Source organism: Streptomyces sp. NPDC057438 (genome assembly GCF_042802995.1).
In the GTDB taxonomy this organism is placed as follows: Bacteria; Actinomycetota; Actinomycetes; order Streptomycetales; family Streptomycetaceae; genus Streptomyces.
The window spans coordinates 103,568-126,681 of the sequence record NZ_JBHVDD010000014.1; the positions used below are offsets into that span (position 1 = coordinate 103,568).

Here is a 23,114-nt window from a genome sequence, read left to right on the forward strand (position 1 = left end):
GAAGCTTTCGTGCACCACCCCTTCACCCACGTGGTCTCCGTGCCCGTGGACACCGGTACGGCACGGGTCCACGAGGAGGGCTGGCAGTCCTGGAGCCCCAGCGGTTCCTACGCCCTCGACGCGACCCCGTACCGTCCGACCGGCGACAACTGGGCGACGGTCTGCTACCGCCCCGGTGTCACCGTCCCGGCCGGCACCTTCCAGGGAGAGGGTCTGCTGGCCCTCGACCCGGGCGACGGCACACCCGTCCGCCTCTGGGCCGCACCCGACCCCGTACGCGAGGTCCCGTCCATCCGCCTGGTGGTACGGGACGGGGTCGCCGAGGTCGGCGCCGACGGTCCGGTGAAGGAGTGGACCGGCACGGACGTCCAGACGGTGCTGGGCGAGTGGGCGGCGGGCCTCGGCCTCGCGGCCCCCCGCCCGGCCCCCACCGTCTGGTGCTCCTGGTACGAGTACTTCACCTCGGTCACCGAGGACGACATCCACGAGAACCTCCGTGCGATGGACACCCTCGACCTCCCGATCGACGTCGTGCAGATCGACGACGGCTACCAGAAGGCCCTCGGCGACTGGCTCACCCTCTCCGGCCGCTTCCGCTCCCGCGCGGGCATCGCCGACACCATCCGGGCCCGGGGCCGCCGCGCCGGTATCTGGACGGCGCCCTTCCTCGTCGACCCGTCGAGCACCCTGGCCGCCGAGCACCCCGAATGGCTGGTGCGCGACGAGGACGGCGGCCCCACGCACGCCGGCCACAACTGGGGCCACGCCCTGTACGTCCTCGACACCACGCACCCCGGAGCCGCGGCGTACCTCACCGAGGTCTTCACCACCCTCAGCTCGGAGGGCTACGACTACTTCAAGGTCGACTTCCTCTACGCGGGCGCGCTGGACGGCGTACGCCACGCCGACATGGACGCCCTCACGGCATACCGCCGGGGCATCGAACTGATCCGCGACGCGATCGGTCCCGACGCCTACCTCCTGGGCTGCGGGGCGCCGATCCTCCCGTCCCTGGGCCTCTTCGACGCCATGCGGGTCAGCCCCGACACCGCTCCGCACCGCCGCCCCGAGGCGGACGACCACAGCCAGCCCGGCCAGGACGCCGCCGAGTTCACCGGCGCGGCCCGCCAGTGGCAGCACGGCCGCCTCTGGATCAACGACCCCGACTGTCTGATGGCCCGTCCCGCCGTCGAGACACGCGAGCGCTGGGCGGCGCACGTCGAGGCGACCGGGGGCCTGATGGCCTCCAGCGACCGCCTGCTCTCACTGGACACCTGGGGCGTGGACACCACACGCCGACTGCTGACGAAGGGCGCGGAGGCCTCCGAATGAAGCGCGAACTGAAGGTCCCCGGCATCGCCTACGGCGGCGACTACAACCCCGAGCAGTGGCCCGAGGAGGTCTGGGCCGAGGACGTACGCCTCATGCGTGAGGCGGGCGTCAACATGGTCAGCGTCAACATCTTCTCGTGGGCGCTGCTTGAGCCGCGCGAGGGCGAGTACGACTTCACCCGCCTCGACAGGATCCTCGCCCTGCTCCACGAGAACGGCATCGCCGCCGACCTGGCCACCCCGACGGCGGCCCCGCCGGCCTGGTTCTTCGTCAAGCACCCGCAGGCGTTGCCGGTCGACAAGGACGGCCGCACCCTCTCGTACGGCAGCCGGCAGACCTTCTGCCCGTCCAGCCCCGCCTACCGCGAGGCCGCCCTGCGGATCGCCCGCGTACTGGGCGAGCGGTACGCCGACCACCCGGCCGTCGTCATGTGGCACATCCACAACGAGTACGGCTGCCACAACGGCGAGTGCCACTGCGACACGAGCGCGGCGGCCTTCCGGGTCTGGCTGCGCGAGAAGTACGAGGACGACCTCGCGGCGCTCAACCACGCCTGGGGCACGACGTTCTGGAGCCAGTGGTACTACGACTGGGACGAGGTCATCCCGCCCCGGCCGACGGGCGCGGTCCCGAACCCGACCCACCAGCTGGACTGGCGCCGCTTCTGCAGCGATGCCCTGCTGTCGCTGTACAAGGCCGAGCGCGAGGTGCTCCTGGAGGCGGCTCCCGCGACCCCGGCCACCACCAACTTCATGGTGATGTTCAACTTCGACAAGCTCGACTACTGGCGCTGGGCGCCGGAGCTGGACATCGTCTCCAACGACCACTACCTCCAGTCGACGGACCCCGAGTCCGAGATCGACATCGCGCTCAGCGGCGACCTGGTGCGCTCCCTGGGCGGCGGGAGCCCGTGGCTGCTGATGGAGCACTCCACCGGCGCGGTCAACTGGCAGCCCGTCAACCGGGCCAAGACGGCCGGAGAGCTGCGCCGCAACGCCCTGTCCCATGTGGCCCGGGGCGCCGACGGCATCGCCTACTTCCAGTGGCGGGCCGCCAAGGCGGGCGCCGAGCAGTGGCACTCGGCGATGCTCCCGCACGCGGGCACGGACAGCCAGATCTGGCGGGACGTGGTCCGACTGGGCGCGGATCTGGGGGCGCTGGCGGAGGTGCGGGGCAGCGCGGGCGTCGCCGAGGTCGCGATCGTCTGGGACTGGAGCGCCTGGTGGGCGGTGGAACTCCCCTCCCAGCCGAGCGGCGAACTCCGCTTCCAGGACCTGGTCCGCGCCTGGTACGAGCCGCTGTGGCGGGCCGGCGTGGCGGTGGACTTCGTCCGCCCGGACGCGGACCTGTCCGCGTACAAGCTGGTGCTGGCGCCGAGCCTGTACCTGGTGGACGACGCGGGCGCCGCCAACCTGACCGGCTTCGCGGAGGCCGGCGGCACGCTGGCCGTCGGCTTCCACAGCGGCGCGGTCGACGAGAACTGCCATGTCCGGCTGGGCGGTTACCCGGGCGCGTTCCGCGAGGCGCTCGGCGTGCGCACGGACGAACTGTTCCCGCTGCTCCCGGGGGAGTCGGTGGGGCTGAGCGACGGCGGTACGGCCGCGCTGTGGACGGAGCGGGTCGCCCTGGCAGGCGCCGAGGCGGTGACCTCGTACACCTCCGGCCCCCTGACCGGAGTCCCGGCGGTCACCCGCCACGCCCACGGCACGGGCGCCGCCTGGTACGTCGCCACCCGTCCGGACCCGACGACCCTCGCCTCCCTCCTGGCCCGCATCGGCGAGGACGCGGGCGTGGCATCGGTGCGCCCGACCCCCGAGGGAGTCGAGGCGGCACTGCGCCGGGGCGCGGACGCGGACTACCTCTTCCTGATCAACCACGCCGACGCCGACGCCGAGGTCACGGTCTCGGCGGACGCGTCCGAACTGCTGACGGGCAAGGGGATCGCCACGAGCGACGGCTCGACGACCGTGCTGGTGGCGGCCGGGGACGTGGCGGTCGTCCGCGAACCACGCTGACCGACACCGATCACGACGGCACAGGGCCGCGGCTCCTCAGGGAGGCGCGGCCCTACCTGTTCATCAGCCTGACAGGACGAGCCTCCGGCGGGTCGGCAGCGGGACACGAGGAGATTCCTGCTCGTGTGATTTTCGACGAGGTGTTCGCCGAGGAGGGGCAGTGGCCCGCCGCAAGCTGAGTCACGAGGGCACCCTCGTCCTGGACTGCGAGGGCGTGTCCAAGCTGGTCGGTGATGACGAACCTGTCGTCGCGCTGGTCGCCGAGGCCCGCAGAAGGGGCATGGAGGTGGCCATCAGTGCTCTGACGATCATCGAGGCGGTTCACCGGCGGACGGACCGGGCGCGGCTCGCGTGGGTGCTGCCCGGCATGCGGATCGTGCCCATCGGGGACGAGCGGTGACACGGGCATGGGAGGTGCAAAGAGACCTCACGGACCGAGGGAAACACCGGTCCGCGGGTGCTGTCGACCTGCTGATCGCCGCGACCGCGGAACTCCAGGGACTGACCGTGCTCCACTACGACGACGACTTCGAGACCATTGCCTCGGTCACAGGCCAGCAGACCCAGCGGCTGGCATCCCCAGGCACTCTCTGACCCACGCCCGGGGCGCGGCGCTTCCCCTATGTGCGCCGCGCCCCGGACCCCCGCTCCCCCCAGGGGGCTCCCCCACCCCCGGCCTGTGGTCCGTTACGCCGGGGCCGGCGCCAGCGGCGGGAGGGCGCCCGTCTTCGCCGCCTGCCCGTACCAGTACGCGCTCGACTTCGGCGTACGGGCGAGCGTCGCGTAGTCGACGTACACCGCGCCGAAGCGCTTGCCGTACCCGTACGCCCACTCGAAGTTGTCCATCAGGGACCACAGGTAGTACCCGCGCACGTCCGCCCCCTCGGCGATCGCGCGCCGGACCGCCCGCAGGTGGCCGTGCAGGTAGGCGATGCGCTCGGGGTCGTGGACGCGGCCGTCCGAGTCCATCTTGTCGTCGTACGCGGCCCCGTTCTCCGTCACGTACATCGGCAGGCCCGGCGCCTCTCGCGAGTAGCGCATGATCAGCTCGTGCAGCCCCGTCGGGTCGATGGTCCAGCCCATCTCCGTGCGCTCGCCCGGGGTCTGGTGGAACAGGACGTCGTCCGCGCCCGGCCACGGCGAGTGGTTGCTCGCCCCGTGGCCGTCCGCGCGGGGCCCCTTCAGGTCGGCGTCCGCCGCGCCGACCAGCGTCGGCGTGTAGTAGTTCAGCCCCAGCGCGTCCAGCGGCTGATGGGCCGTGGCCACGTCACCGTCCCGCACGAACGACCAGTCCGTCAGTGACGAGGTCGTGGCGAACAGGGTCTCCGGGTACGCCCCGTGCAGCATCGGTCCGTGGAAGACGCCGTTCGCGAGGTCCTCGATCTTCCGGGCCGCGGCCCGGTCCTCGGGGGAGCTGGTGATCGGCCGGACCACCGACGAGTTGAGGCTCACCGCGATCGAGTTGCGGGCGGGCATCGCCGCCCGCAGCGCCGAGACACCGAGGCCGTGCGCCACGTTCAGGTGGTGGGCCGCGCGCAGCGACGCCACCGGGTCCGTACGGCCCGGCGCGTGCACCCCGGAGCCGTAGCCCAGGAACGCGGTGCACCACGGCTCGTTGAGGGTGATCCACTGCTCGACACGGTCACCGAGTGCCTCGCCCACGATCCGCGCGTACTCGGCGAACCGGTGCACGATGTCCCGCTCGGGCCAGCCGCCGGCGTCCTCCAGCTCCTGCGGGAGGTCCCAGTGGTAGAGGGTGACGGCCGGCTTGATGCCCTTGTCCAGCAGCTCGTCGACCAGCCGCCGGTAGAAGTCCAGGCCCTTCTGGACGGCCGGGCCCCGCCCCGTCGGCTGCACCCGCGACCAGGAGATGGAGAAGCGGTACGCGTTGAGGCCCAGGTCCGCCATCATCGCCACGTCGTCGCGGTAGCGGTGGTAGTGGTCGACAGCGATGTCACCGGTCTCGCCGCCGGCCGTCTTGCCCGGCGTGTGACTGAAGGTGTCCCAGATGGAGGGCGTACGGCCGTCCTCCCGCACCGCCCCCTCGATCTGGTACGAGGAGGTGGCCGCGCCCCAGAGGAAGGCGGGAGGAAAGGTCACCGGGGTGGCCGGGTTCACGGGTTCAGGCATGGAAGCGCTCCCATAGTGGTCGTGGAGACCGACAGTGGTGGGTGGGGGGAGGAGAGAAGAGGGGGCCGGGACAACGGTGGCCCAGCCCCCGGAGGGGTTTCCGCTGTGGAGCGGTCGGCGCGAGCCGGGTCACCCCTTGATCGCGCCCTGCATGATGCCGCCCACGATCTGCTTGCCGAACAGGAGGAAGGCGATCAGCAGCGGCAGCGTGCCGAGCAGCGCACCCGCCATGATCACCGACTGGTCGGGGATGTAGCCGGTGCCGAGGGCGTTGAGGGCCACCTGGACCGTCGGGTTCTGCTGGTTCAGCGCGAGGATCGGCCACAGGAAGTCGTTCCAGGCCATCACGAACGTCAGCAGGCCGAGCACCGCCATCGCCGGCCGCGCGGCCGGGAACACGACGTGCCACACGATCCGCAGACTGCTCGCGCCGTCGACGCGCGCCGCCTCGATCAGCTCGCTGGGCAGCGCCTGGACCAGGTACTGCCGCATGAAGAACGTGCCGAACGCGCTGACCAGCGTGGGCAGGATGACCGCCTGCAGCTGGTTGGACCAGTTCAGGTCGCTCATCCACAGGTACAGCGGGACCACCGCCAGCTGCGGCGGGATCATCATCGTGCCGATGGTCAGGATCAGCAGGGCGCTGGAGAACCGGAACCGCAGCTTGGCGAAGGCGAAGCCGGCGAGCGTGGAGAACAGCACCGTACCGACGGTGATCGACCCGGCCACGAGCGTCGTGTTGAGCATCGCGGTGCCGAGCGAGGCCTGTTCCCAGGCGGTCTCCAGGTTCTTGAACAGGTTCCCGCCGAACCACAGCGGCGGCGGAGCCTCGGCGAGCCGCTGGTTGGTGCGCGAGGCAGCGATCGCCGTCCACACCAGCGGTGCGAGCGAGCCCAGGGCGAAGAGGGTCAGAACGACGTAGGTGAGCGGCCCCGCGTGCATCTGCCTGCCCGCGCCCATCACCCGGCGGCGCGTGGCCTTCGTCTCCGGGGCCCGCTCCGGTGCCCGGGGGCGGGTCAGTTCGCTCGTGGTCATGGGGACTTCCTCAGCCGTCGGGTGATCAGCAGGTTGATCGCGGCCACGATCAGCAGGATCAGGAACATCGACCAGGCGATGGCGGACGCCTTGCCGAGGTTTCCGATCATGAACCCCTGGTCGTACATGTACAGACCGAGCGTCTGGAACTGGTGCTCGGAGCCGCCCTTGGCGCCGTCGGCCCCGCCGAACAGCAGCGCCTCACCGAACAGCTGGGTCGCGCCGATCGTGGAGACGACCACCGTGAACAGGATCGTCGGCCGCAGCTGCGGGACCGTCACGTGGATGAACTGCTGCCAGCGGTTCGCCCCGTCGATGGACGCCGACTCGTACAGGTCGGAGGGGATCGCCTGCATCGCCGCGAGGTAGATCAGCGCGTTGTAGCCGGTCCACCGCCAGATCACGATCGTGGAGACCGCGACCTTCGAACCCCAGTTGGACTCCCGCCAGTTGACGGGGTCGATCCCGATGAAGTCGAGCAGCCAGTTGACCATGCCGCCGTCCCAGGAGAACAGCAGCACGAACACGAGCGTGGCCGCGGCCACCGACGTGGCGTACGGGGTGAGCATGATGACCCGCCACACGGTCGAGCCGCGCAGCCGGTAGTTGAGCAGGTGCGCGATACCGATCGCCATCATCAGCTGGGGCACGGTCGCGATCACGCCGATGGCGAAGGTGACCCACAGGGAGTTCCAGAAGAAGTCCGAGGACAGCAGGTTCTGGTAGTTGTCCAGGCCCACCCAGGTCTGGTTGTCCAGGTCGGCCAGCTGCACGTTGTGCAGCGAGTACCAGCCGGTGTAGAGCAGCGGGACGAGCGAGAACGCCCCGAAGATCAGGAAGAAGGGGGAGATGAAGACGTACGGGGAGGCCTTCATGTCCCAGCGGTACAGCCGGCTGCGCCACGATTCGTTGGCCGCCGGCGTACCGAGAACCTGAGCGCCCCGGACCGCGCCCGGCTCATCGCCGGGCGCGGTCTCGGCGCTCGCCGCGGAATCCGCGAGTGCCTCTTTGGAGCTGGTCACTGGCCGAGCACGTCCTTGATCTCCTTGCTGGCGGCCTCCCAGCCCTCCTCAGGGCTCTTGCCCTTCTGCTCGACCTGCACGATGCCGATGTCGGCGATCGCGGTGCCGATCGGCTGGTCCTTGGTGCCGAGGTACTGCGCGGGGATCGTCTTCGCCGAGTCGGAGAAGATCTGCGTCAGCGGCGCGTCGGAGAAGTACGCGGTGGTCTCGGGGCTCGCCTCGAGCGTCGCGTACGCCGCCGGTGCCGACGGGAAGCTGGCCTGCTTGGCGAAGACCTTGGCCTGCTGCTCGGGAGCGGTCAGCCACTTCGCCAGCTCGATGGCCTCCTTCTGGTGCTTGCTCGCCGTCGGCACACCGATGAACGCGCCGCCCCAGTTGGCCGCGGTCGGCGCCGCCGCCACGTCCCACTTGCCCTTGGCCGCGTCACCGGACTTCTCCTGGATGTAGCCGATCATCCACGCCGGGCAGGCCACCGTGGCGAAGGAGCCCTTGGCGTACCCCTGGTCCCAGGGCGCCTCGAACTGCTTCAGCTTCGCCGACATGTCGCTGGTCGCCACGGACATGGCGGCGTCCCAGGCGTCCTTGACACCCTTGGACTTGTCCCAGACGGGGTTGCCGTCCTTGTCGTAGTAGCGCTCGGTGGCGCCGCCGAGGGCCGCGTTGTAGACGGAGGAGGCCGAGTCCACGTACTTGGTGCCCGAGGGCGCCTTCTTCATGTACTCCTCGCCGAGGTCGACGTACTTGCCCCAGTCGCCCTTCCACTGCTCGGCGAGCTTGGTGCGGTCCGTCTCCAGGCCGGCCTTCTCGAACAGGTCCTTGCGGTAGCAGATCGCCATCGGGCCGATGTCGGTGCCGAGACCGATGAGCTTGCCGTCCTTGGTCGTGGCCTGCTGGTTCTTCCAGTCCAGCCACTGCGACTTGTCGACCTCCTTGCCGAGGTCGACGAACTTGTCGCCCTGCGTCTGCACGGCCTCGGTGACGTTGCCGATCTCGATCGCCTGGATGTCGTCGGTGCCGGAGCCCGCCTGCAGCCGGGTGAGCGTCTTGGGCCAGTAGACCGAGGTCTTGGTGGTGACGTTCTCCTTGATGACGATGTCCGGGTGCGCCTTCATGTACTCGTCGTACAGGCCGGCCTGCTTGTAGCCGAAGACACCGAAGGTGCCGACCGTCAGCGTGGTCTTGCCTCCGCTGCTGCCGCCGCCCTCGTTCGACGTGCCGTCGTCCGGGTCCTCGGAACAGCCGGCCAGCAGCCCGGCGCCCAGGGCGGCGACGGCTGCCAGGACCACCGTGTTGCGGGCGGTTCGGGTACGTGCTCGCATTGCGTCCTCCTGATGCCCTGACGTGCCGACCCCCCGGCCAACGGTGTTGCTGGGCCCGTTAGTTCATGCTGCGGCTCGGGCGGGGAACGTGCGGGTTGTGTAAGTGCCAGGTACTGTGGGAGCGCTCCCACGAGTGATGTGTTGAAGAGTCGTCGGTTCGTGCGGGGGTGTCAAGGGAGCGAACGCGGAGAGACGTCTTCGGTTATCGGGCTGTTAACTAACCCGGCGTCGGCGGTCGGTCATGTCCGAAATCGGTCGGGTCGGTCCGTGCGGGGCCCCGAAGATCGGCGGGAAAGGTCCGGGCGCGGGGTGTTCGGGCAGGTACGGACGGCGGGGCGGGCGGCGACTGGTCACCCCGGGCTCCGCGCCGGTTCCTTACCGGACCGCTGGATTCCGGGGCGGCGGCACTGTTGGACTCGTGTAACCAGCCATCGGCCTCCGACCGATGTCCGGTCGGCGAGGGAGCCGGCGGGGAGCCGGGGCGCGAGCCGGGTGGGCGTCACCGGCGGTGGCGTGACCCGGCCGGGCACTTCCCGTACGCCGTACGAGGATCAGGACTGTTAGATTCCACGCCAGCGCGGTATTGACGGGAGGCGACCATGGTGGCAGGCCACGGGGCACGGGGCCGGAGCGGTGGGCGACCGACGTTGGAGGAGGTCGCCGCCCGGGCCGGAGTGGGCCGGGGGACGGTCTCCCGGGTGATCAACGGCTCGCCCCGGGTGAGCGACGCGACGCGCGCGGCGGTCGAGGCGGCCGTCGCGGAACTCGGCTACGTCCCGAACACGGCGGCCCGCGCGCTCGCGGCGAACCGCACCGACGCGATCGCGATGGTCGTGCCCGAGCCCGAGACCCGCTTCTTCTCGGAGCCGTACTTCTCCGACATCCTCAAGGGGGTCGGAGCGCAACTGTCCGACACCGAGATGCAGCTCCTGCTGATCTTCGCGGGCAACGACCGGGAGCGCCGGCGCCTCGCCCAGTACCTGGCCGCGCACCGCGTCGACGGTGTCCTCCTGGTCTCCGTCCACGCGGACGACCCGCTCCCCGATCTGCTGTCGCAACTGGAAATCCCGGCGGTCATCAGCGGCCCCCGCTCGGAGCACGAGACGCTCCCCTCGGTCGACTCCGACAACTACGGCGGCGGCCGCTCGGCGGTGGAGCACCTCATCGCACGGGGGTGCACCCGGATCGCCACGATCACCGGCCGACTGGACGTCTACGGCGCCCAGCGGCGCATCGAGGGCTACCGCGACGCCCTGGAGGACGCGGGCCGCGAGGTCGACGAGCGCCTGATCGCCCCCGGTGACTTCACGGAGGAGGGCGGCCGCCGGGCGATGCGGGAACTGCTGGCCCGCTGCCCCGACCTCGACGCGGTCTTCGCCGAGTCCGACGTCATGGCCGCCGGTGCCCGTCAGGTCCTCCGCGAGGAGGGCCGCCGCATACCCGACGACGTGGCGTTGGTCGGCTACGACGACTCGGCGATCGCCCGCCACATGGACCCGCCCCTCACCAGCGTCCGCCAGCCGATAGAGGAGATGGGCCGCGCGATGATCGACCTCCTCCTGGACGAGATCGCGGACCGCCGGCCGGCGGTGTCGAGGGGCTTGGAACGACGCCAGGTGGTGCTGCCGACGGAGCTGGTGGATCGGGATTCTTCCTGAGGGGCGCCCGCATTGTGGGCTGCTCGCTCGGGGTGCCGGTGACGACGTACGTCAACCGGCGGTTTCGGCATCGCCGGCTGACTCGCCGACCGCGCGCTCGATGACGAACGAGCCCTTGCCGACGACCGTCCGCACATAACCCATCTCGGCCAGCAGTACCAAGGTCTTGCGGGCCGTTCCCCGGGCGATCCCGAACTCCTGCATCAGCCGGTCGACGCCGGGTACCGCGCGGCCCAGTGCGTAGGTGCCGTTGCCGATCCGGGAGATCAGTACCGCCGCGAGCTGCAGGTACAGCGGGTCGGCCGCTTCCGGATCCAGTTCGGCGTCCGGGCCGTAGCCCTTCGGGATGTCCACCATGGCTAGACCGTATGTGCCCATGGGGAGCACGGTTCTTCTGTGTCATGCCATGGCAGGGCATGACCAGGTTGCGCTAATGTCGGATGTGACACGACGTGACCCCCGCGACGCGCCAACGTCCGGGGGCATGGCCACCAGCTTCGAAGGAGCTGACGACAGTGCGCATTATCCACGCGTTCCTGCGGTGGGCGCTGGGCGTATTCGCCCCCGGCACCGGGAGGCGCCGCCGGACCGCCTCCCGCCCCGCCCCTCCGCACCGCGAGATCCCCCTGCCCCTGCCCCGGACGCTGCCGCAGGCGCTCCCGGCCCTGCGATCCCCGTACGGCCTCCACGGGCCGCTCGACGGCACCGCCACCGTCATGGTCCGGCCGTACGTCGTCCAGTCCGAGCGGGAGGAGGCCCGACAGGCCCGTCGCAGGCTCGCCCTGGTGCTCGCGGCGGACTTCGGTATCGACCTCGACGAGCATGTGATCGGCGCGGCGACGAAGGCGGTGGCGTGATGAGCGTCTGCGAACCTCCCCGCCGCCCTGACCCGTTGGGGGTGGGCCTTGGTGACACCGTCCGGGACGCGGGAAGCGGGCGGATCGGCAGGGTGATGGGGTTCGTCGGTCCGTACGTCCAACTGCGGCCGGTCGGCGGCGGCCGGGAATGGGAGGCCCTGCTGGAGGGGCTCGGGCCGGTGACCCGGCCCGAGGCGCTGAGGGAGAGCGTCGCCCGGAGCAACGCGCGGTCGAGAGGGGAGCGGTTGTAGCGGCGGCCTCGCGCGCCCGGCCGTGCGTCCGGCAGCCTGGCCTTCATGGAGCAGCTTGGCAGTAGGGAAAGCACCGGCGGTCACCCGCTGTTGGACGTCGACCGGGTCGAGGAGCCCTTGGCGGCGTACCTGGCCCGGATCGGCGACGTCTTCCGGGTGTTCGGTAAGCAGGACTCGGGGTGCAGGGCCTACAGCGTGGGGCTGCCGGACCGCGGCGAGCGGTGGTTCGTGAAGACGGCGGTCGCTGCCGCGGGCCGGCGGTCGCTGGAGCGGGCCTGGGACTTCCACCGGGCCGTACGGCACCCGGTGATCGTCCCGCAGGTGCACCGGATCGCCCTGCGGGACGGGTCGGCCGTGGTGATGCCCTGGTTGGACGGCGAGGTGCTGTACGACCCCGCCGAGCGCGGCAGAGGGGACCGTACGAGCCCCGGCAGTCCGATGGCACGCTTCCGCTCCCTGCCCGTCGACCGGATCGAGGCGGCCTTCGCCCGTGTCCTCGACGCCCATCTCGCCGTCGAGGCCGCCGGGTACGTCGCCGTGGATCTCTACGACGGGGCTCTGCTGTACGACTTCGCGGCGGGCGGGATGCACCTGATCGACCTCGACGAGTACCGCCCAGCACCTTTCGTGCTGGACGCCGACCGCCTGCCGGGGTCGACCCGCTTCATGGCACCGGAGGAGTACCGGCGCGGAGCGACGATCGACACCCGCACCACCGTCCACGCCCTGGGCCGCACGGCCCGCCTCTTGCTGGACGCGGGCGACGAGGAACGCGCCTGGCGGGGCACGGCGGCCCAACTGGGCGTGCTGGAGCGGGCCACGCACCCGCATCCCCGCGAACGCTTCGCGGACGTAGGGGAGTTCGCGGACGCGTGGCTGAGGGCGGGCCGGTAGGTGCCGGGCAGGTACTCGCGCAGCCGTGCCGCGCGGACTCTGCTCTGGCGCCACACACCGAACCCTGTGCCGCGGAGACCCGGTCGGGTCGCCAACGGCCGGGCGATCCAGGAGTACCGACCATGGGCGGCTGAGCCGCCGCAGGTGGTGCCGACCGAACTGACGGGGCGCCGGTTCGGTCGGCGGCTGAGCCGCCGCACCCAGGTCAGTCCATGCCGCAACGATCGAGTGCGGCTCGAACCCGGCTGAGCCCCTCCACCCTCCAGTACCGCCGGTCGGGCATCTGGTCGTCCCGGCGCCAGCGCCAGGCCGAGAACATCGCCCAGTTCAGGGCGCGGCACCGGTGAATCAGGCTCTGGTCCGCCCCCGCATAGCGCTGTCCCACCTCCTCGGGCGCGTGGGCGAGGTCGAACTCGACCGGCCCGCGGCAGCACGTGGCGAGGTCCACGAAAAGCGGCCCTCTCCTCGTGTTCAGGAGGTTGCCGGGATGAGGTTCGCCGTGCAGCAGCTGTTCGCCGGCCGTGTCGACGCTGATCGCGGCGCTCAGTCCACCGAGTGTGTCGCTGAGGAGCCGTCGGTCGGCGTCGGACAGCTCGGGGGAGCGCTGCCGGTCGTTCACCTGTCGCAGTGCCAAGGCCACCCGCTCGGTGACATGCGGTGCGGCCAGATCGATTCGGCGCAGGGCAGCGTGGTGCCGCAGGAACACGTCCGCGTGGTCGGCTGGAGCGATCTCTGCTGGCACAGGTGCGTAGTAGGTCCAGAGCGAGATGGCGAAGGCGTCACGCGCGTGGACCCGGGCCTCGACCCGAGGGTCGAGCTCGGCCACCGGAGCGTCGACGGCGGCGAGACGGCGAGCGACCTCTACCTCGAACTCGGAATCGGCCAGATGCCCCGAGGGCGCGACCCGAGCCAGGACGTCACAAGGGACCAGGCGCAGCGCGACGCGGTCCGAGTTGTGGATGACGATCGCGTGGTCGGCCTGGAGGCCCGACTCCGAGGCGGTCGCCCGTGCTGCCTCGACTGCGCGACGGAGTTCCGATGGCTCCATACCCTGCCCCCTCATGGGTGAGTTCACATACGGCGTCCGGTGCTACGACGACTGCTGCTGAGTCCGACGTCACGGAGGCGTGGACAGCGTGGACAGACGGAGGGCACACAAACGAGCCCCGAACCGGTTTCCCGGATCGGGGCTCGTTTTCTTCAGGGTGAGTGACGGGACTCGAACCCGCGGCATCCTGGACCACAACCAGGTGCTCTACCAGCTGAGCTACACCCACCATGACCGGCGGTTCATCCGAAGGTTTCACCGACCGGCCGAGAAAAAGTGTACAGGGTCCGAAGGGGTGCCCGCGCACACGTTTCGGTGGGGGCGTTCGGGGGCCCGGAGGGGCCCCGGTGGACGGGGTCAGCTCGCGGGCAGGACGTGCTTCGCGGCGATCGTGCGGGCCGTGTCCGAGTCGGGGCCGGGCTGGGGGACGAAGATCGCCTCGCGGTAGTAGCGCAGCTCGGCGATGGACTCGCGGATGTCCGCGAGGGCCCGGTGGTTGCCGTTCTTCTCGGGGCTGTTGAAGTACGCCCGCGGGTACCAGCGGCGGGCCAGCTCCTTGATGGAGGAGACGTCCACGATGCGGTAGTGGAGGTGGCTCTCCAGCGTCGGCATGTCCCGGAGGAGGAAGCCGCGGTCCGTGCCCACCGTGTTGCCGCACAGCGGCGCCTTGCGCGGTTCCTTCACGTGCTCGCGCACGTACGCCAGGACCTGCGCCTCCGCGTCGGCGAGCGTCGTGCCGCCGGCCAGGGCGTCGAGCAGACCGGACGCGGTGTGCATCTCGCGCACCACCTCCAGCATCGTCTCCAGCGCCGAGTCCGGCGGGCGGACGACGATGTCGACACCGTCGCCGAGCACGTTCAGCTCGGAGTCGGTGACGAGGGCGGCCACCTCGATGAGCGCGTCGTCGGACAGCGAGAGGCCGGTCATCTCGCAGTCGATCCACACCATGCGATCGTTCATGTGTCTCACCTTACGGCCCGTGACAGCCGTACGGCCCGGTCCTGCACCGGGGTGATCACGGAGTGATCCGGCACAGGACCGGGCCGTCGGACGGCCGTGCGCGCTACGGCGCGCTGCGCTGGCCCGGCAGGCGGCCCGTCGCGTACAGCTCCGGCTTGGCGCCCTCCGCGGAGAGGGACGCCGACGGCGCCAGGGCGCTCGCCGCGGCCGTGCGCCGGGACTGCAGCGGCACCGGGGCGTGCTCCGGCGACATCGCCGGCCCCGGGACGCCGTGCGGTCCGTCATGGTGGTCGCTGTGCTTCTCGCCCTGCGGGCGACGGGCACGGTAGGCCGCCCGGTACGCCGCCGGGGACGAACCCAGCTGCCGCCGGAAGTGCCCGCGCAGCGCCACCGGCGAACGGAAGCCGCACCGCCCCGCGACCTCGTCCACCGAGTAGTCCGACGTCTCCAGCAGGCGCTGTGCCTGCAGCACGCGCTGAGTGATCAGCCACTGCAGGGGAGCGCTCCCGGTGAGCGAGCGGAACCGGCGGTCGAACGTACGACGGCTCATGTACGCCCGTGCCGCGAGCGTCTCCACGTCGAACTGCTCGTGGAGGTGCTCCAGCGCCCAGGCGACGACCTCGGCCAGCGGGTCGGCGCCGATCTCCTCAGGTAAAGACCGATCGAGGTAGCGCTCCTGGCCGCCCGATCGACGGGGTGGGACGACGAGACGGCGGGCCAGCGCGCCTGCCGCCTCGTTCCCGTGGTCGGTCCGCACGATGTGCAGACAGAGATCGATTCCGGCCGCGGTGCCGGCCGATGTCAGTACGTCACCGTCGTCCACGAAGAGTTCCCGTGGGTCGACGTGGACGGACGGATAGCGCTTGGCCAGCGTCGGCGCGTACATCCAGTGGGTCGTCGCGGGCCTGCCGTCCAGCAGACCGGCGGCGGCCAGCACGAACGCGCCGGTGCACAGCCCGACGATGCGGGCTCCCTCCTCGTGCGCTCGGCGCAGTGCGTCGAGCGCGTCCTCCGGCGGTGGTGAGGTGATCGAACGCCATGCGGGCACGACCACCGTGCCCGCACGCGAGATCGCCTCAAGGCCGTTCGGTGCGGTGAGTTCCAGGCCCCCCGTGGTCCGCAGCGGGCCGTCCTCACCCGCGCACACCAGCAGTCGGTAGCGCGGTACGCCGGCGTCCTGGCGGTCGATCCCGAACACCGACAGTGGTATGGAACTCTCGAAGATGGGGCCGCCGCTGAACAGCAGCACCGCGACGATCTCCTTGCGGCGGCGCCCGGACAGCTTCCGGGCCGCGGCTTCCGGCGCGGCGGTGGAGTCCTGGCTCATACTGCTAAGCCCCCCTCGGTGGTCGCGGCTCCTCGGTTGTGTCGCTCCTGCACGTTTCCCCTTGGTCCTGCACGAGTCCCCCGCCGTAAGACAGTCATGATCGAATCTACTGTGTCCCGTGGTGCCGGCGTGACCAGATCGCCAACCGGCACATTGTCGACATGGCAACTTGGCGTAAAGCATTCGATCACGAAGCGTTGCACTCGTGGAGCGTGCAGGGAAGTGCGCCTCGTCCCCGTGGCCGGTCCACGTAGGGTGCGCGCGACCCCTCGACCCCTTTCGGTGCAGGTCGAACGGGGGGTGGGGGGGTGTTCGACCGCAGGACACGCGGGTAAGCGAAGTTGGCTGAAAAGATACGGGGGTGTGCGCGGAAACCGGTCAGTCGACCGGCGTACTCGGGCCGGGGTTCCGTCCGCCCCTGTGCGCCCCGGGGGCGGGGCGCCCGTGCCGGCCACGCTGGGGGGTGCGATCTTCGGCCACCGGACGGGCGGGTGCCGTGGGGGCCGCCGGAGGGTGGGCGGAGTCGTCGTGGGCCGCGCGGGCCGCGCCGCGTTCGGACTGGCGCAGCAGGACGCGGCAGACGCCGGTGACCGCGGCCAGGCCCAGGGCCGCGCCCGTGGCGCCGGCGAGGGAGGTGCCGTACCAGACGAGGACGACCGGCACGAGGACGCAGCTGAACGCCGCCCAGCGGACCACGTCCGTGGCGGTGTCGGCGGGGTGGGGCGCGGGTGACGGCGTGGCCGAGGGGGTGGGCCGGGGCGCTCGCTCGGGGGAGTGCGGCCGGGGCGGGGGGATCTCGTCGGTTTCGGGGGCGGACTGAGGCGCGGTGCGGTGCGCGGACACTGCGGGCTCCCTCCTGGCTCCCACGGGGATCGGCTTACCGGGGTTCAACGCGTGTTCGACCCGTCGGTCACTGGTCTCGCTTGATCGGGTTGCCGCGAGGAGCCGGATCCACTCGTCGACGACGGTGCCGGATCCGGGCGGGCCGGATGAACCGGCTGTACGTGGCAGCAACCATTGCGTTACGGGGCAGTGCTCGTGCATGCTCCCTGGAACCCCGCGCTGCCGGTGCGGGATCTGGGCGAAGGAGGCGTGCGGTCGTACCCTTGAGGGTATGGGGTGGGGAAGATGTTTCCCGGACACGGCTCCGCCGCACACTGACGTCCCCTATACGTCGTCCCACACGAGGATCCAAACGCCGAGACACCCATGGCCGGTCAAGAATTCTTCGAATCCCCGGACCGCGAGCGGCGGCCCGTCGCCGATCACACGGCGGCCGAGCCCCTTGCGGCGGAAGAGGCACGTCCCTCCTGTGATCCCGCCTTCAAGCACGGCGTCGTCGTCGGCTTCGACGGCTCGACGTCCAGCGAGCGCGCCCTCGCGTACGCCATCGGCATGGCCCGCCGCTCCGGCTCGGGCCTGATCATCGTGCATGTCGCCAACCGGCTGCCCACGACCGTGTGGGCCGGCTGCGAGCCGCCCGTGTTCGTCGACGTCCCCGATCACCGGACCGAGGTCCTCGGCCTGGAGCTCGCCTGCGCCGACTACCTCGCCGAAGTGCCCTGGATCCTGGTCGAGCGCGGCGGTGACATCTGCCACGAGCTCGAAGAAGTGGGGCGCGAGTACGAGGCCGACGCGATCGTCGTCGGGTCCACGCACGGGATCGTCGGGCGGATCTTCGGATCCGTCGCGGGCCGGCTCGCCAAGCGGGCGCAGCGGCCGGTCATCGTCATTCCCTGAATTCCCTGAACTCTCCGACGCGTTCGGAAACGGGCAAGTCTACTCACGCGTAGGGGTGTTTGTGTCCTTGTGAAGGGCATAACCCGCGTGATGCCTGACGGAGTGGTGTGACGGCCACGGGTAGTTGGCAGCGGCGCCGGGGAGTTGGGCGACCCCGGCGTCATCGAACGGACCCCCTTGTGATGGGTGCCATCACGCGGGGGTCCGTCTTCGTCGTGCGGCCTGTGCGATCTGCCCGGCCCGCGCGGGAGTTCCCTACTCGACGGTCACCGACTTCGCCAGGTTGCGCGGCTTGTCGATGTCCCGGCCCAGGGCCAACGCCGTGTGGTAGGCGAGGAGTTGCAGGGGGATGCCCATGAGGATCGGGTCCAGCTCGTCCTCGTTCTTGGGGACGACGATCGTCTGGTCGGCCTTCTCCTGCTCCTGGTGGGCGACGGCGAGGATCTTGCCGCTGCGGGCCTTGATCTCCTCCAGGGCGGCGCGGTTCTTCTCCAGCAGGTCGTCGTTCGGGACGATCGCGACCGTGGGCAGGGCGGGCTCGATCAGGGCAAGGGGGCCGTGCTTCAGCTCGGAGGCGGGGTAGGCCTCGGCGTGGATGTACGAGACCTCCTTGAGCTTCAGGGAGGCCTCACGGGCCACCGGGTAGCCCCGGACGCGGCCGATGAAGAGCATCGAGCGGGCCTCGGCGTACTGCTCGGCCAGCTTCTTGATCTCCTCCTCCTGCTCCAGCATCTCGGCGATCTGGGCGGGGAGCCTGCGCAGGCCCTCGATGATCCGCTTGCCGTCGCGGACGGAGAGGTCACGGGTGCGGCCCAGGTGCAGCGCCAACAGGGCGAAGGCGACCGTGGTGTTGGTGAAGCACTTGGTGGAGACCACGCAGACCTCCGGGCCCGCGTGCACGTAGATGCCGCCGTCCGCCTCACGGGCGATCGCCGAGCCCACCACGTTCACCACGCCCAGCACCCGCGCGCCCTTGCGCTTCAGCTCCTGGACGGCCGCCAGCACGTCGTACGTCTCGCCGGACTGGGAGACGGCGATGTAGAGCGTGTCGGGGTCGACGACCGCGTTGCGGTAGCGGAACTCCGAGGCCGGCTCGGCGTCCGCGGGGATGCGCGCCAGCTCCTCGATCATCTGGGCGCCGATCATGCCCGCGTGGTACGAGGTGCCGCAGCCGAGGATCTTCACGCGGCGGATCTGGCGCGCCTCGCGGGCGTCCAGGTTGAGGCCCCCGAGGTGCACGGTGGAGAACCGGTCGTCGATCCGGCCGCGCAGCACCCGGTCCACGGCCTCGGCCTGCTCGTGGATCTCCTTGTGCATGTACGTGTCGTGGCCGCCCATGTCGTACGAGGCGGCCTCCCACTCCACGGTGGTGGGCTCGGCCGTGGTGCGGGTGCCCTCCGTGGTGTAGGTGCGGAAGTCGTCGGCCTTGAGGGTGGCCATCTCGCCGTCGTCGAGGGTGACGATCTGGCGGGTGTGGGCGACCAGAGCGGCTATGTCCGAGGCGACGAACATCTCCTTCTCGCCGATGCCGAGGACGACCGGGGAGCCGTTGCGGGCGACGACGATGCGGTCGTTGAAATCGGCGTGCATGACGGCGATGCCGTACGTGCCCTCGACGATGCGCACCGCCTGGCGGACCTTCTCCTCCAGGGTGGTGGCCTGGGAGCGGGCGATGAGGTGGGTCAGGACCTCGGTGTCCGTCTCGGAGAGGAACTCGACGCCGTCCGCTTCCAGCTTCTTGCGCAGGTCGGAGGCATTGTCGATGATGCCGTTGTGGACGACGGCGACCTTGTTGTCGGCCGACATGTGCGGGTGGGCGTTGACGTCGGACGGGGCGCCGTGGGTGGCCCAGCGGGTGTGGGCGATGCCGGTGGTGCCCTTGAAGCGCGCGGGGACCTTGGCCTCCAGGTCGCGGACCCGGCCCTTGGCCTTGACCATCCGCAGACCGGCGGTCTTGGGCGAGGTGACCACTATGCCCGCCGAGTCGTAGCCCCGGTACTCCAGGCGCTGCAGACCTTCGAGGAGCAGTGGCGCCACATCGCGCCTGCCGATGTAACCGACGATCCCGCACATATAGACGTATCCCCTAGCTGTAGGTGGTCGGCCGTGACCGGCCGGTCCGGACCGGCCGGCCGTGGCCGGTCAGCCGTAGACGATGCGGCGCAACTGCCGGAGCGTGAGCTCCGGCGGTGCGACCGCCCGGTACTTCAGGTCCGCCTCGATCCGTTCGAAGATCGTCGCGTTGACCAGGCCCTGGGCCTGGAGTTCGCGGTGGCGGCGACGGACGTAGGCCTCGGTCGTCTCGTCGAAGTAGGCGAGCACGTCCTGGATCACCCGCAGCGCCTCGCCCCGGCTGAGGGGGGAGGATCGCGTCAAATGATCGACAAGTTCATCGTGCACTCGGTAGATCCTGGGGGAGCGGCGGGCGTTTCGCAAGAATCCTGCCCGATATCGGGCAGGATACCGTTACGGCCCTTTGGGGGAACGTTGAATGTGTTATGAGTGGCTGTTCGTGTGTCGTCCATCCGGCGTCCCGGGTCCCGTCGCCTGAGGCGACGACTTTCGGACACCATGGACACACCTCGTACGGGCGTACCCGAGCGGCTGGCCGAGCGCATGAGCATGGCCGAGCAGCACGAGTACCCCCGGAGACCGAGGGCGTGGTGTACGTGACGGCGGGCGCGGCCGGCCGCAGCCTCTACTCCTTCCTGCGGGTGGACGTGAAGCCCGCGCCGAAGGGGCACTGGGCCACGCTGACCGTGCGGGGGATCGCGGAGACGGGTGCGCAGGTCGACCACTTCACCGTGGCGCGCAGGGCCAAGTAGTGCCGTGGACGCGCCCGGAAGGCGGGGCGCACGAACGGCCGAGTGCCGGGCAGGGGGTCCTCCCGCGCGTCAGATGCGCTTGAGGACCGCCTGTTTGGCCCGGGTGAACTCCTCGTCCGTGAGCACCCCGGACCGGTGGAGGTCGCCCAGTTCGCGCAGGCGGCGCAGCAGGGCGTCGTGGTCCTCCTCGGGGGCCGGCCCGTCCGTGGCCGGCGCGGACGCGGGCAGCCGCTTCGGCGCCGGGGCGGCCGGATGCGGGAGCCTGGCCTGTACGGCCGCCGCGACCAGAGCCATCAGCGGGTCCTTCTTGAACCCCCACAACTCGACGGAGTTGGGGTCGTACTTGGGCGGCGCCTTCGTCGGCGCGTTCCGCACGGTGAAGCGGAGGAAGCCGTTCTCCAGGCCGACCGAGGGATGCCACTCGACGCCCGCTATGTCGGCCAGCGGCAGGGTCCGCGCCCCGGACGCGGCCTTCGCCTCCTCGGTCTTCCAGTTCCACTCCAGGCGTACGTGGTCGCCGTCGAAGCTCGCGGTGCCGTCCCCGGCGGAGACGGAGAGCGGGACGGCGGGCCCGGCGAGCAGATAGGTGTCCACCGCGTCCCCCGGCACCTCGTCCAGCAGCAGCGCGTTGCGGACCTCGTCCACGATGTACTCGGCGACGCCGTACCGGTCGGAGTCGACGCTCAGCTGGTACGGGTCGTGGGCATCGGTGAGCCGGCCGCCGGTGGCCTGCAGGAGCGGGTCGGAGCCGTCGCGCAGCCGCAGCCGCAGCCGCCCCGACTTCTTGCCCTGCTCGAAGGAGATGCCCGCCAACGCGCCGAGCGGCACGGAGAGTTCACCGAGGGTCTTGCGGAGCAGGCTCACGCTCTTGTCGCGGCCCGGGGTCAGCCGCAGGGTGTCGCCGTCGAAGGTCCATGTGCCGTCCCGCTGGAGGATTTCCGCCATGGAGAGGATTCTTCCATCGGTCGCGGGGGAGATGGTCTAGACCTGGAGGGGGTGCAGGGGTGAGGGTGGGGAGCGCACAGTTCGATCGGTGGAGGGAGCACGTCGTGAGTCCGCGTCACAGATCGACCCGTCTGCTCGGCTCGCTGCTGCTGGTGGCGACCGGGATGTTCGCCGTGGGAGCCGCACCCGTGTCCGAGAACGCCCAAGCCGCCGCCGTCACCGTCCCGCTCGGGCAGGTGATCCCGGCACCCGCCTCGGTCCGGCCCGCCGGATCGCCGTACCGGCTCACGAGTGCCGCGCGCATCGTCGTGGACGGCGGACCCGAGGCCCGCCGGATCGGGGAGTACCTCGCGGGCATCCTGCGGCCCTCGACGGGATACCGGCTGCCGGTGACCGAACGCCGGGAGGCCGGAATCCGCCTGCGCCTGGCCGCCGAGGAGGCGGATCTCGGCCAGGAGGGCTACCGCCTGGAGAGCCGCCCCTCCGGGGTGACCCTCACCGCCCGCGCGCCCGCCGGTCTCTTCCACGCCGTGCAGACCCTGCGTCAGCTCCTGCCCGCCGCCGTCGAGAAGGACTCCGCGCAGCCGGGCCCCTGGCTGGTCGCGGGCGGCACCGTCCGGGACATCCCGCGCTACGGCTGGCGCGGCGCGATGCTGGACGTCTCCCGCCACTTCTTCGGCGTGGACCAGGTCAAGCGGTACATCGACCAGCTGGCGCTCTACAAGTTCAACAAGCTGCACCTGCACCTCTCCGACGACCAGGGCTGGCGCATCGCGGTCGACTCCTGGCCCCGTCTCGCCTCCTACGGCGGCTCCACCCAGGTCGGCGGCGGTCCCGGCGGGCACTACACGAAGGCCGACTACCGGGAGATCGTCCGGTACGCGGCCTCCCGCCATCTGGAAGTCGTCCCCGAGATCGACCTGCCCGGCCACACCAACGCGGCCCTCGCGTCCTACGCCGAGCTGAACTGCGACGGCGTCGCGCCCCCGCTCTACACCGGCACCGAGGTCGGCTTCAGCTCCCTGTGCGTCGGCAAGGACGTGACGTACCGCTTCGTGGAGGACGTCGTCCGGGAGCTGGCCGCGCTCACCCCGGGCCGGTATCTGCACATCGGCGGCGACGAGGCGCACTCCACCAGCCACGAGGACTACGCGACGTTCATGGACCGGGTGCAGCCGGTGGTCGAGAAGTACGGGAAGACGGTGATCGGGTGGCACCAGCTGACCGGGGCCACCCCGGCGCGGGGCGCTCTCGCGCAGTACTGGGGGCTGGACGGCACGGGTGCGCAGGAGAAGGAGCGGGTGGCCGCCGCCGCGCGCAACGGCACGGGGATCATCCTGTCGCCGGCCGACCGGATCTACCTCGACATGAAGTACGACAAGGACACGCCGCTGGGGCTGGACTGGGCCGGGTACGTGGACGTGCGGCGGGCGTACGACTGGGACCCGGGGAGCTATCTGGCGGGGGTGCCGGGTTCCGCGGTGCGGGGGGTGGAGGCGCCGTTGTGGACGGAGACGATCGCTTCCTCGGCGGACGTCGAGTACATGGTGTTTCCGCGGTTGCCGGGGGTGGCGGAGCTGGGGTGGTCGCCGGCGTCCGCGCGTGGGTGGGAGGGGTATCGGGGGCGACTTGCTGCGCAGGCTTCGCGGTGGGAGGCGCTGGGGATCGGATACTTCCGGGCGCCTGGGGTGCCGTGGCCTCCGGCGGTGGGGCGGTAGGGGGTGGGGGTTGGGTGCGTCGGCGGGTGCGGGTGCGT

The 23,114-nt window shown here is 70.8% G+C and carries 20 protein-coding genes, 1 tRNA gene and 2 pseudogenes; 10 read left to right on the forward strand and 13 right to left on the reverse strand.

The window, feature by feature from the left end:
- Positions 1 to 9: 9 nt before the first annotated feature.
- The 3 genes and pseudogenes from ACFU5F_RS11415 (at position 10) to ACFU5F_RS11425 (ending at position 3,941) form a co-directional block, all read left to right on the forward strand.
- Positions 10 to 1,332 carry a glycoside hydrolase family 36 protein gene (locus ACFU5F_RS11415; RefSeq protein ID WP_383885260.1) on the forward strand — a complete coding sequence of 441 codons (1,323 nt, stop codon included), beginning with the start codon at positions 10 to 12 and terminating at the stop codon, positions 1,330 to 1,332.
- The gene (locus tag ACFU5F_RS11420) at positions 1,329 to 3,347 is read left to right on the forward strand and encodes a beta-galactosidase (protein ID WP_383885263.1); all 2,019 of its coding nucleotides are present in this window, start codon (positions 1,329 to 1,331) and stop codon (positions 3,345 to 3,347) included. The genes ACFU5F_RS11415 and ACFU5F_RS11420 overlap by 4 nt, the downstream gene beginning before the upstream one ends.
- A gap of 160 nt (positions 3,348 to 3,507) precedes the next feature.
- Positions 3,508 to 3,941, forward strand: a pseudogene (locus tag ACFU5F_RS11425) (PIN domain-containing protein).
- Positions 3,942 to 4,034: 93 nt separating this feature from the next.
- On the opposite strand, the gene ACFU5F_RS11430 reads toward ACFU5F_RS11425, so the two are convergent.
- The 4 genes from ACFU5F_RS11430 to ACFU5F_RS11445 form a co-directional block, all read right to left on the reverse strand.
- Positions 4,035 to 5,477 (reverse strand): GH1 family beta-glucosidase, encoded by a 1,443-nt coding sequence (locus ACFU5F_RS11430; protein ID WP_383885265.1) that lies wholly within the window; start codon positions 5,475 to 5,477, stop codon positions 4,035 to 4,037.
- Positions 5,478 to 5,606: 129 nt separating this feature from the next.
- Positions 5,607 to 6,512, reverse strand: coding sequence for a carbohydrate ABC transporter permease (locus tag ACFU5F_RS11435; protein WP_383885268.1), 906 nt, complete (start codon positions 6,510 to 6,512; stop codon positions 5,607 to 5,609).
- Positions 6,509 to 7,534 (reverse strand): carbohydrate ABC transporter permease, encoded by a 1,026-nt coding sequence (locus ACFU5F_RS11440; RefSeq protein ID WP_383885271.1) that lies wholly within the window; start codon positions 7,532 to 7,534, stop codon positions 6,509 to 6,511. Before ACFU5F_RS11440 ends, ACFU5F_RS11435 begins: the two co-directional genes overlap by 4 nt.
- Complete coding sequence (locus ACFU5F_RS11445) at positions 7,531 to 8,853, reverse strand: ABC transporter substrate-binding protein (RefSeq protein WP_383885273.1); 1,323 nt, start codon at positions 8,851 to 8,853, stop codon at positions 7,531 to 7,533. Before ACFU5F_RS11445 ends, ACFU5F_RS11440 begins: the two co-directional genes overlap by 4 nt.
- A gap of 602 nt (positions 8,854 to 9,455) precedes the next feature.
- On the opposite strand from ACFU5F_RS11445, the gene ACFU5F_RS11450 reads away from it, so the two are divergent.
- A complete protein-coding gene (locus tag ACFU5F_RS11450) occupies positions 9,456 to 10,511 on the forward strand; it encodes a LacI family DNA-binding transcriptional regulator (protein WP_383885321.1) in 1,056 nt (351 codons plus the stop codon).
- A 51-nt stretch (positions 10,512 to 10,562) separates the two neighbouring features.
- Here ACFU5F_RS11450 and ACFU5F_RS11455 read toward each other — a convergent pair whose 3' ends face one another.
- On the reverse strand, positions 10,563 to 10,868 hold the full coding sequence (locus ACFU5F_RS11455; RefSeq protein WP_383885276.1) for a GntR family transcriptional regulator: 306 nt from the start codon (positions 10,866 to 10,868) through the stop codon (positions 10,563 to 10,565).
- 158 nt (positions 10,869 to 11,026) lie between these two features.
- Between ACFU5F_RS11455 and ACFU5F_RS11460 the strand changes: the two genes are divergently transcribed.
- Genes ACFU5F_RS11460 through ACFU5F_RS11470 form a run of 3 tightly spaced genes read left to right on the forward strand, consistent with a single transcriptional unit; the run spans position 11,027 to position 12,513 of the window.
- Positions 11,027 to 11,368 carry a hypothetical protein gene (locus ACFU5F_RS11460; protein WP_383885278.1) on the forward strand — a complete coding sequence of 114 codons (342 nt, stop codon included), beginning with the start codon at positions 11,027 to 11,029 and terminating at the stop codon, positions 11,366 to 11,368.
- Positions 11,368 to 11,619 (forward strand): hypothetical protein, encoded by a 252-nt coding sequence (locus tag ACFU5F_RS11465; RefSeq protein ID WP_383885280.1) that lies wholly within the window; start codon positions 11,368 to 11,370, stop codon positions 11,617 to 11,619. Before ACFU5F_RS11460 ends, ACFU5F_RS11465 begins: the two co-directional genes overlap by 1 nt.
- A gap of 45 nt (positions 11,620 to 11,664) precedes the next feature.
- On the forward strand, positions 11,665 to 12,513 hold the full coding sequence (locus tag ACFU5F_RS11470) for a serine/threonine protein kinase (protein WP_383885282.1): 849 nt from the start codon (positions 11,665 to 11,667) through the stop codon (positions 12,511 to 12,513).
- 205 nt (positions 12,514 to 12,718) lie between these two features.
- On the opposite strand, the gene ACFU5F_RS11475 is transcribed toward ACFU5F_RS11470, so the two are convergent.
- The 5 genes from ACFU5F_RS11475 to ACFU5F_RS11495 all read right to left on the reverse strand — a co-directional run bounded on the left by ACFU5F_RS11475 (position 12,719) and on the right by ACFU5F_RS11495 (position 16,691).
- Positions 12,719 to 13,561 (reverse strand): phosphotransferase family protein, encoded by an 843-nt coding sequence (locus tag ACFU5F_RS11475; RefSeq protein WP_383885284.1) that lies wholly within the window; start codon positions 13,559 to 13,561, stop codon positions 12,719 to 12,721.
- A 156-nt stretch (positions 13,562 to 13,717) separates the two neighbouring features.
- Positions 13,718 to 13,790, reverse strand: a tRNA-His gene (locus tag ACFU5F_RS11480).
- Positions 13,791 to 13,918: 128 nt separating this feature from the next.
- Entirely contained in the window at positions 13,919 to 14,521 is a 603-nt protein-coding gene (gene orn / locus ACFU5F_RS11485; RefSeq protein ID WP_383885287.1) for an oligoribonuclease, read from the reverse strand.
- Between the two features lie 103 nt (positions 14,522 to 14,624).
- Positions 14,625 to 15,848, reverse strand: coding sequence for a helix-turn-helix domain-containing protein (locus tag ACFU5F_RS11490; RefSeq protein WP_383885290.1), 1,224 nt, complete (start codon positions 15,846 to 15,848; stop codon positions 14,625 to 14,627).
- Between the two features lie 378 nt (positions 15,849 to 16,226).
- Positions 16,227 to 16,691 carry a hypothetical protein gene (locus ACFU5F_RS11495; RefSeq protein WP_383885293.1) on the reverse strand — a complete coding sequence of 155 codons (465 nt, stop codon included), beginning with the start codon at positions 16,689 to 16,691 and terminating at the stop codon, positions 16,227 to 16,229.
- 366 nt (positions 16,692 to 17,057) lie between these two features.
- On the opposite strand from ACFU5F_RS11495, the gene ACFU5F_RS11500 reads away from it, so the two are divergent.
- Complete coding sequence (locus ACFU5F_RS11500; protein WP_383885296.1) at positions 17,058 to 17,588, forward strand: universal stress protein; 531 nt, start codon at positions 17,058 to 17,060, stop codon at positions 17,586 to 17,588.
- 255 nt (positions 17,589 to 17,843) lie between these two features.
- Here the strand turns inward: ACFU5F_RS11500 and glmS are convergent, their stop codons facing one another.
- Both glmS and ACFU5F_RS11510 read right to left on the reverse strand, forming a co-directional pair.
- Positions 17,844 to 19,661 carry a glutamine--fructose-6-phosphate transaminase (isomerizing) gene (glmS, locus tag ACFU5F_RS11505; protein ID WP_319364601.1) on the reverse strand — a complete coding sequence of 606 codons (1,818 nt, stop codon included), beginning with the start codon at positions 19,659 to 19,661 and terminating at the stop codon, positions 17,844 to 17,846.
- A 69-nt stretch (positions 19,662 to 19,730) separates the two neighbouring features.
- A complete protein-coding gene (locus ACFU5F_RS11510; protein ID WP_383885299.1) occupies positions 19,731 to 19,988 on the reverse strand; it encodes a hypothetical protein in 258 nt (85 codons plus the stop codon).
- Between the two features lie 245 nt (positions 19,989 to 20,233).
- On the opposite strand from ACFU5F_RS11510, the pseudogene ACFU5F_RS11515 reads away from it, so the two are divergent.
- A pseudogene (locus ACFU5F_RS11515) lies at positions 20,234 to 20,413 on the forward strand (phosphoesterase); the annotation flags it as partial.
- Positions 20,414 to 20,482: 69 nt separating this feature from the next.
- Here ACFU5F_RS11515 and ACFU5F_RS11520 read toward each other — a convergent pair.
- The gene (locus ACFU5F_RS11520) at positions 20,483 to 21,358 is read right to left on the reverse strand and encodes a DUF4429 domain-containing protein (RefSeq protein ID WP_383885301.1); all 876 of its coding nucleotides are present in this window, start codon (positions 21,356 to 21,358) and stop codon (positions 20,483 to 20,485) included.
- Positions 21,359 to 21,462: 104 nt separating this feature from the next.
- Here ACFU5F_RS11520 and ACFU5F_RS11525 point away from each other — a divergent pair, with 104 nt between their 5' ends.
- Positions 21,463 to 23,076: a beta-N-acetylhexosaminidase gene (locus ACFU5F_RS11525; RefSeq protein WP_383885304.1), complete on the forward strand. Its 1,614-nt coding sequence runs from the start codon at positions 21,463 to 21,465 to the stop codon at positions 23,074 to 23,076.
- The last annotated feature ends 38 nt before the right edge of the window (positions 23,077 to 23,114 follow it).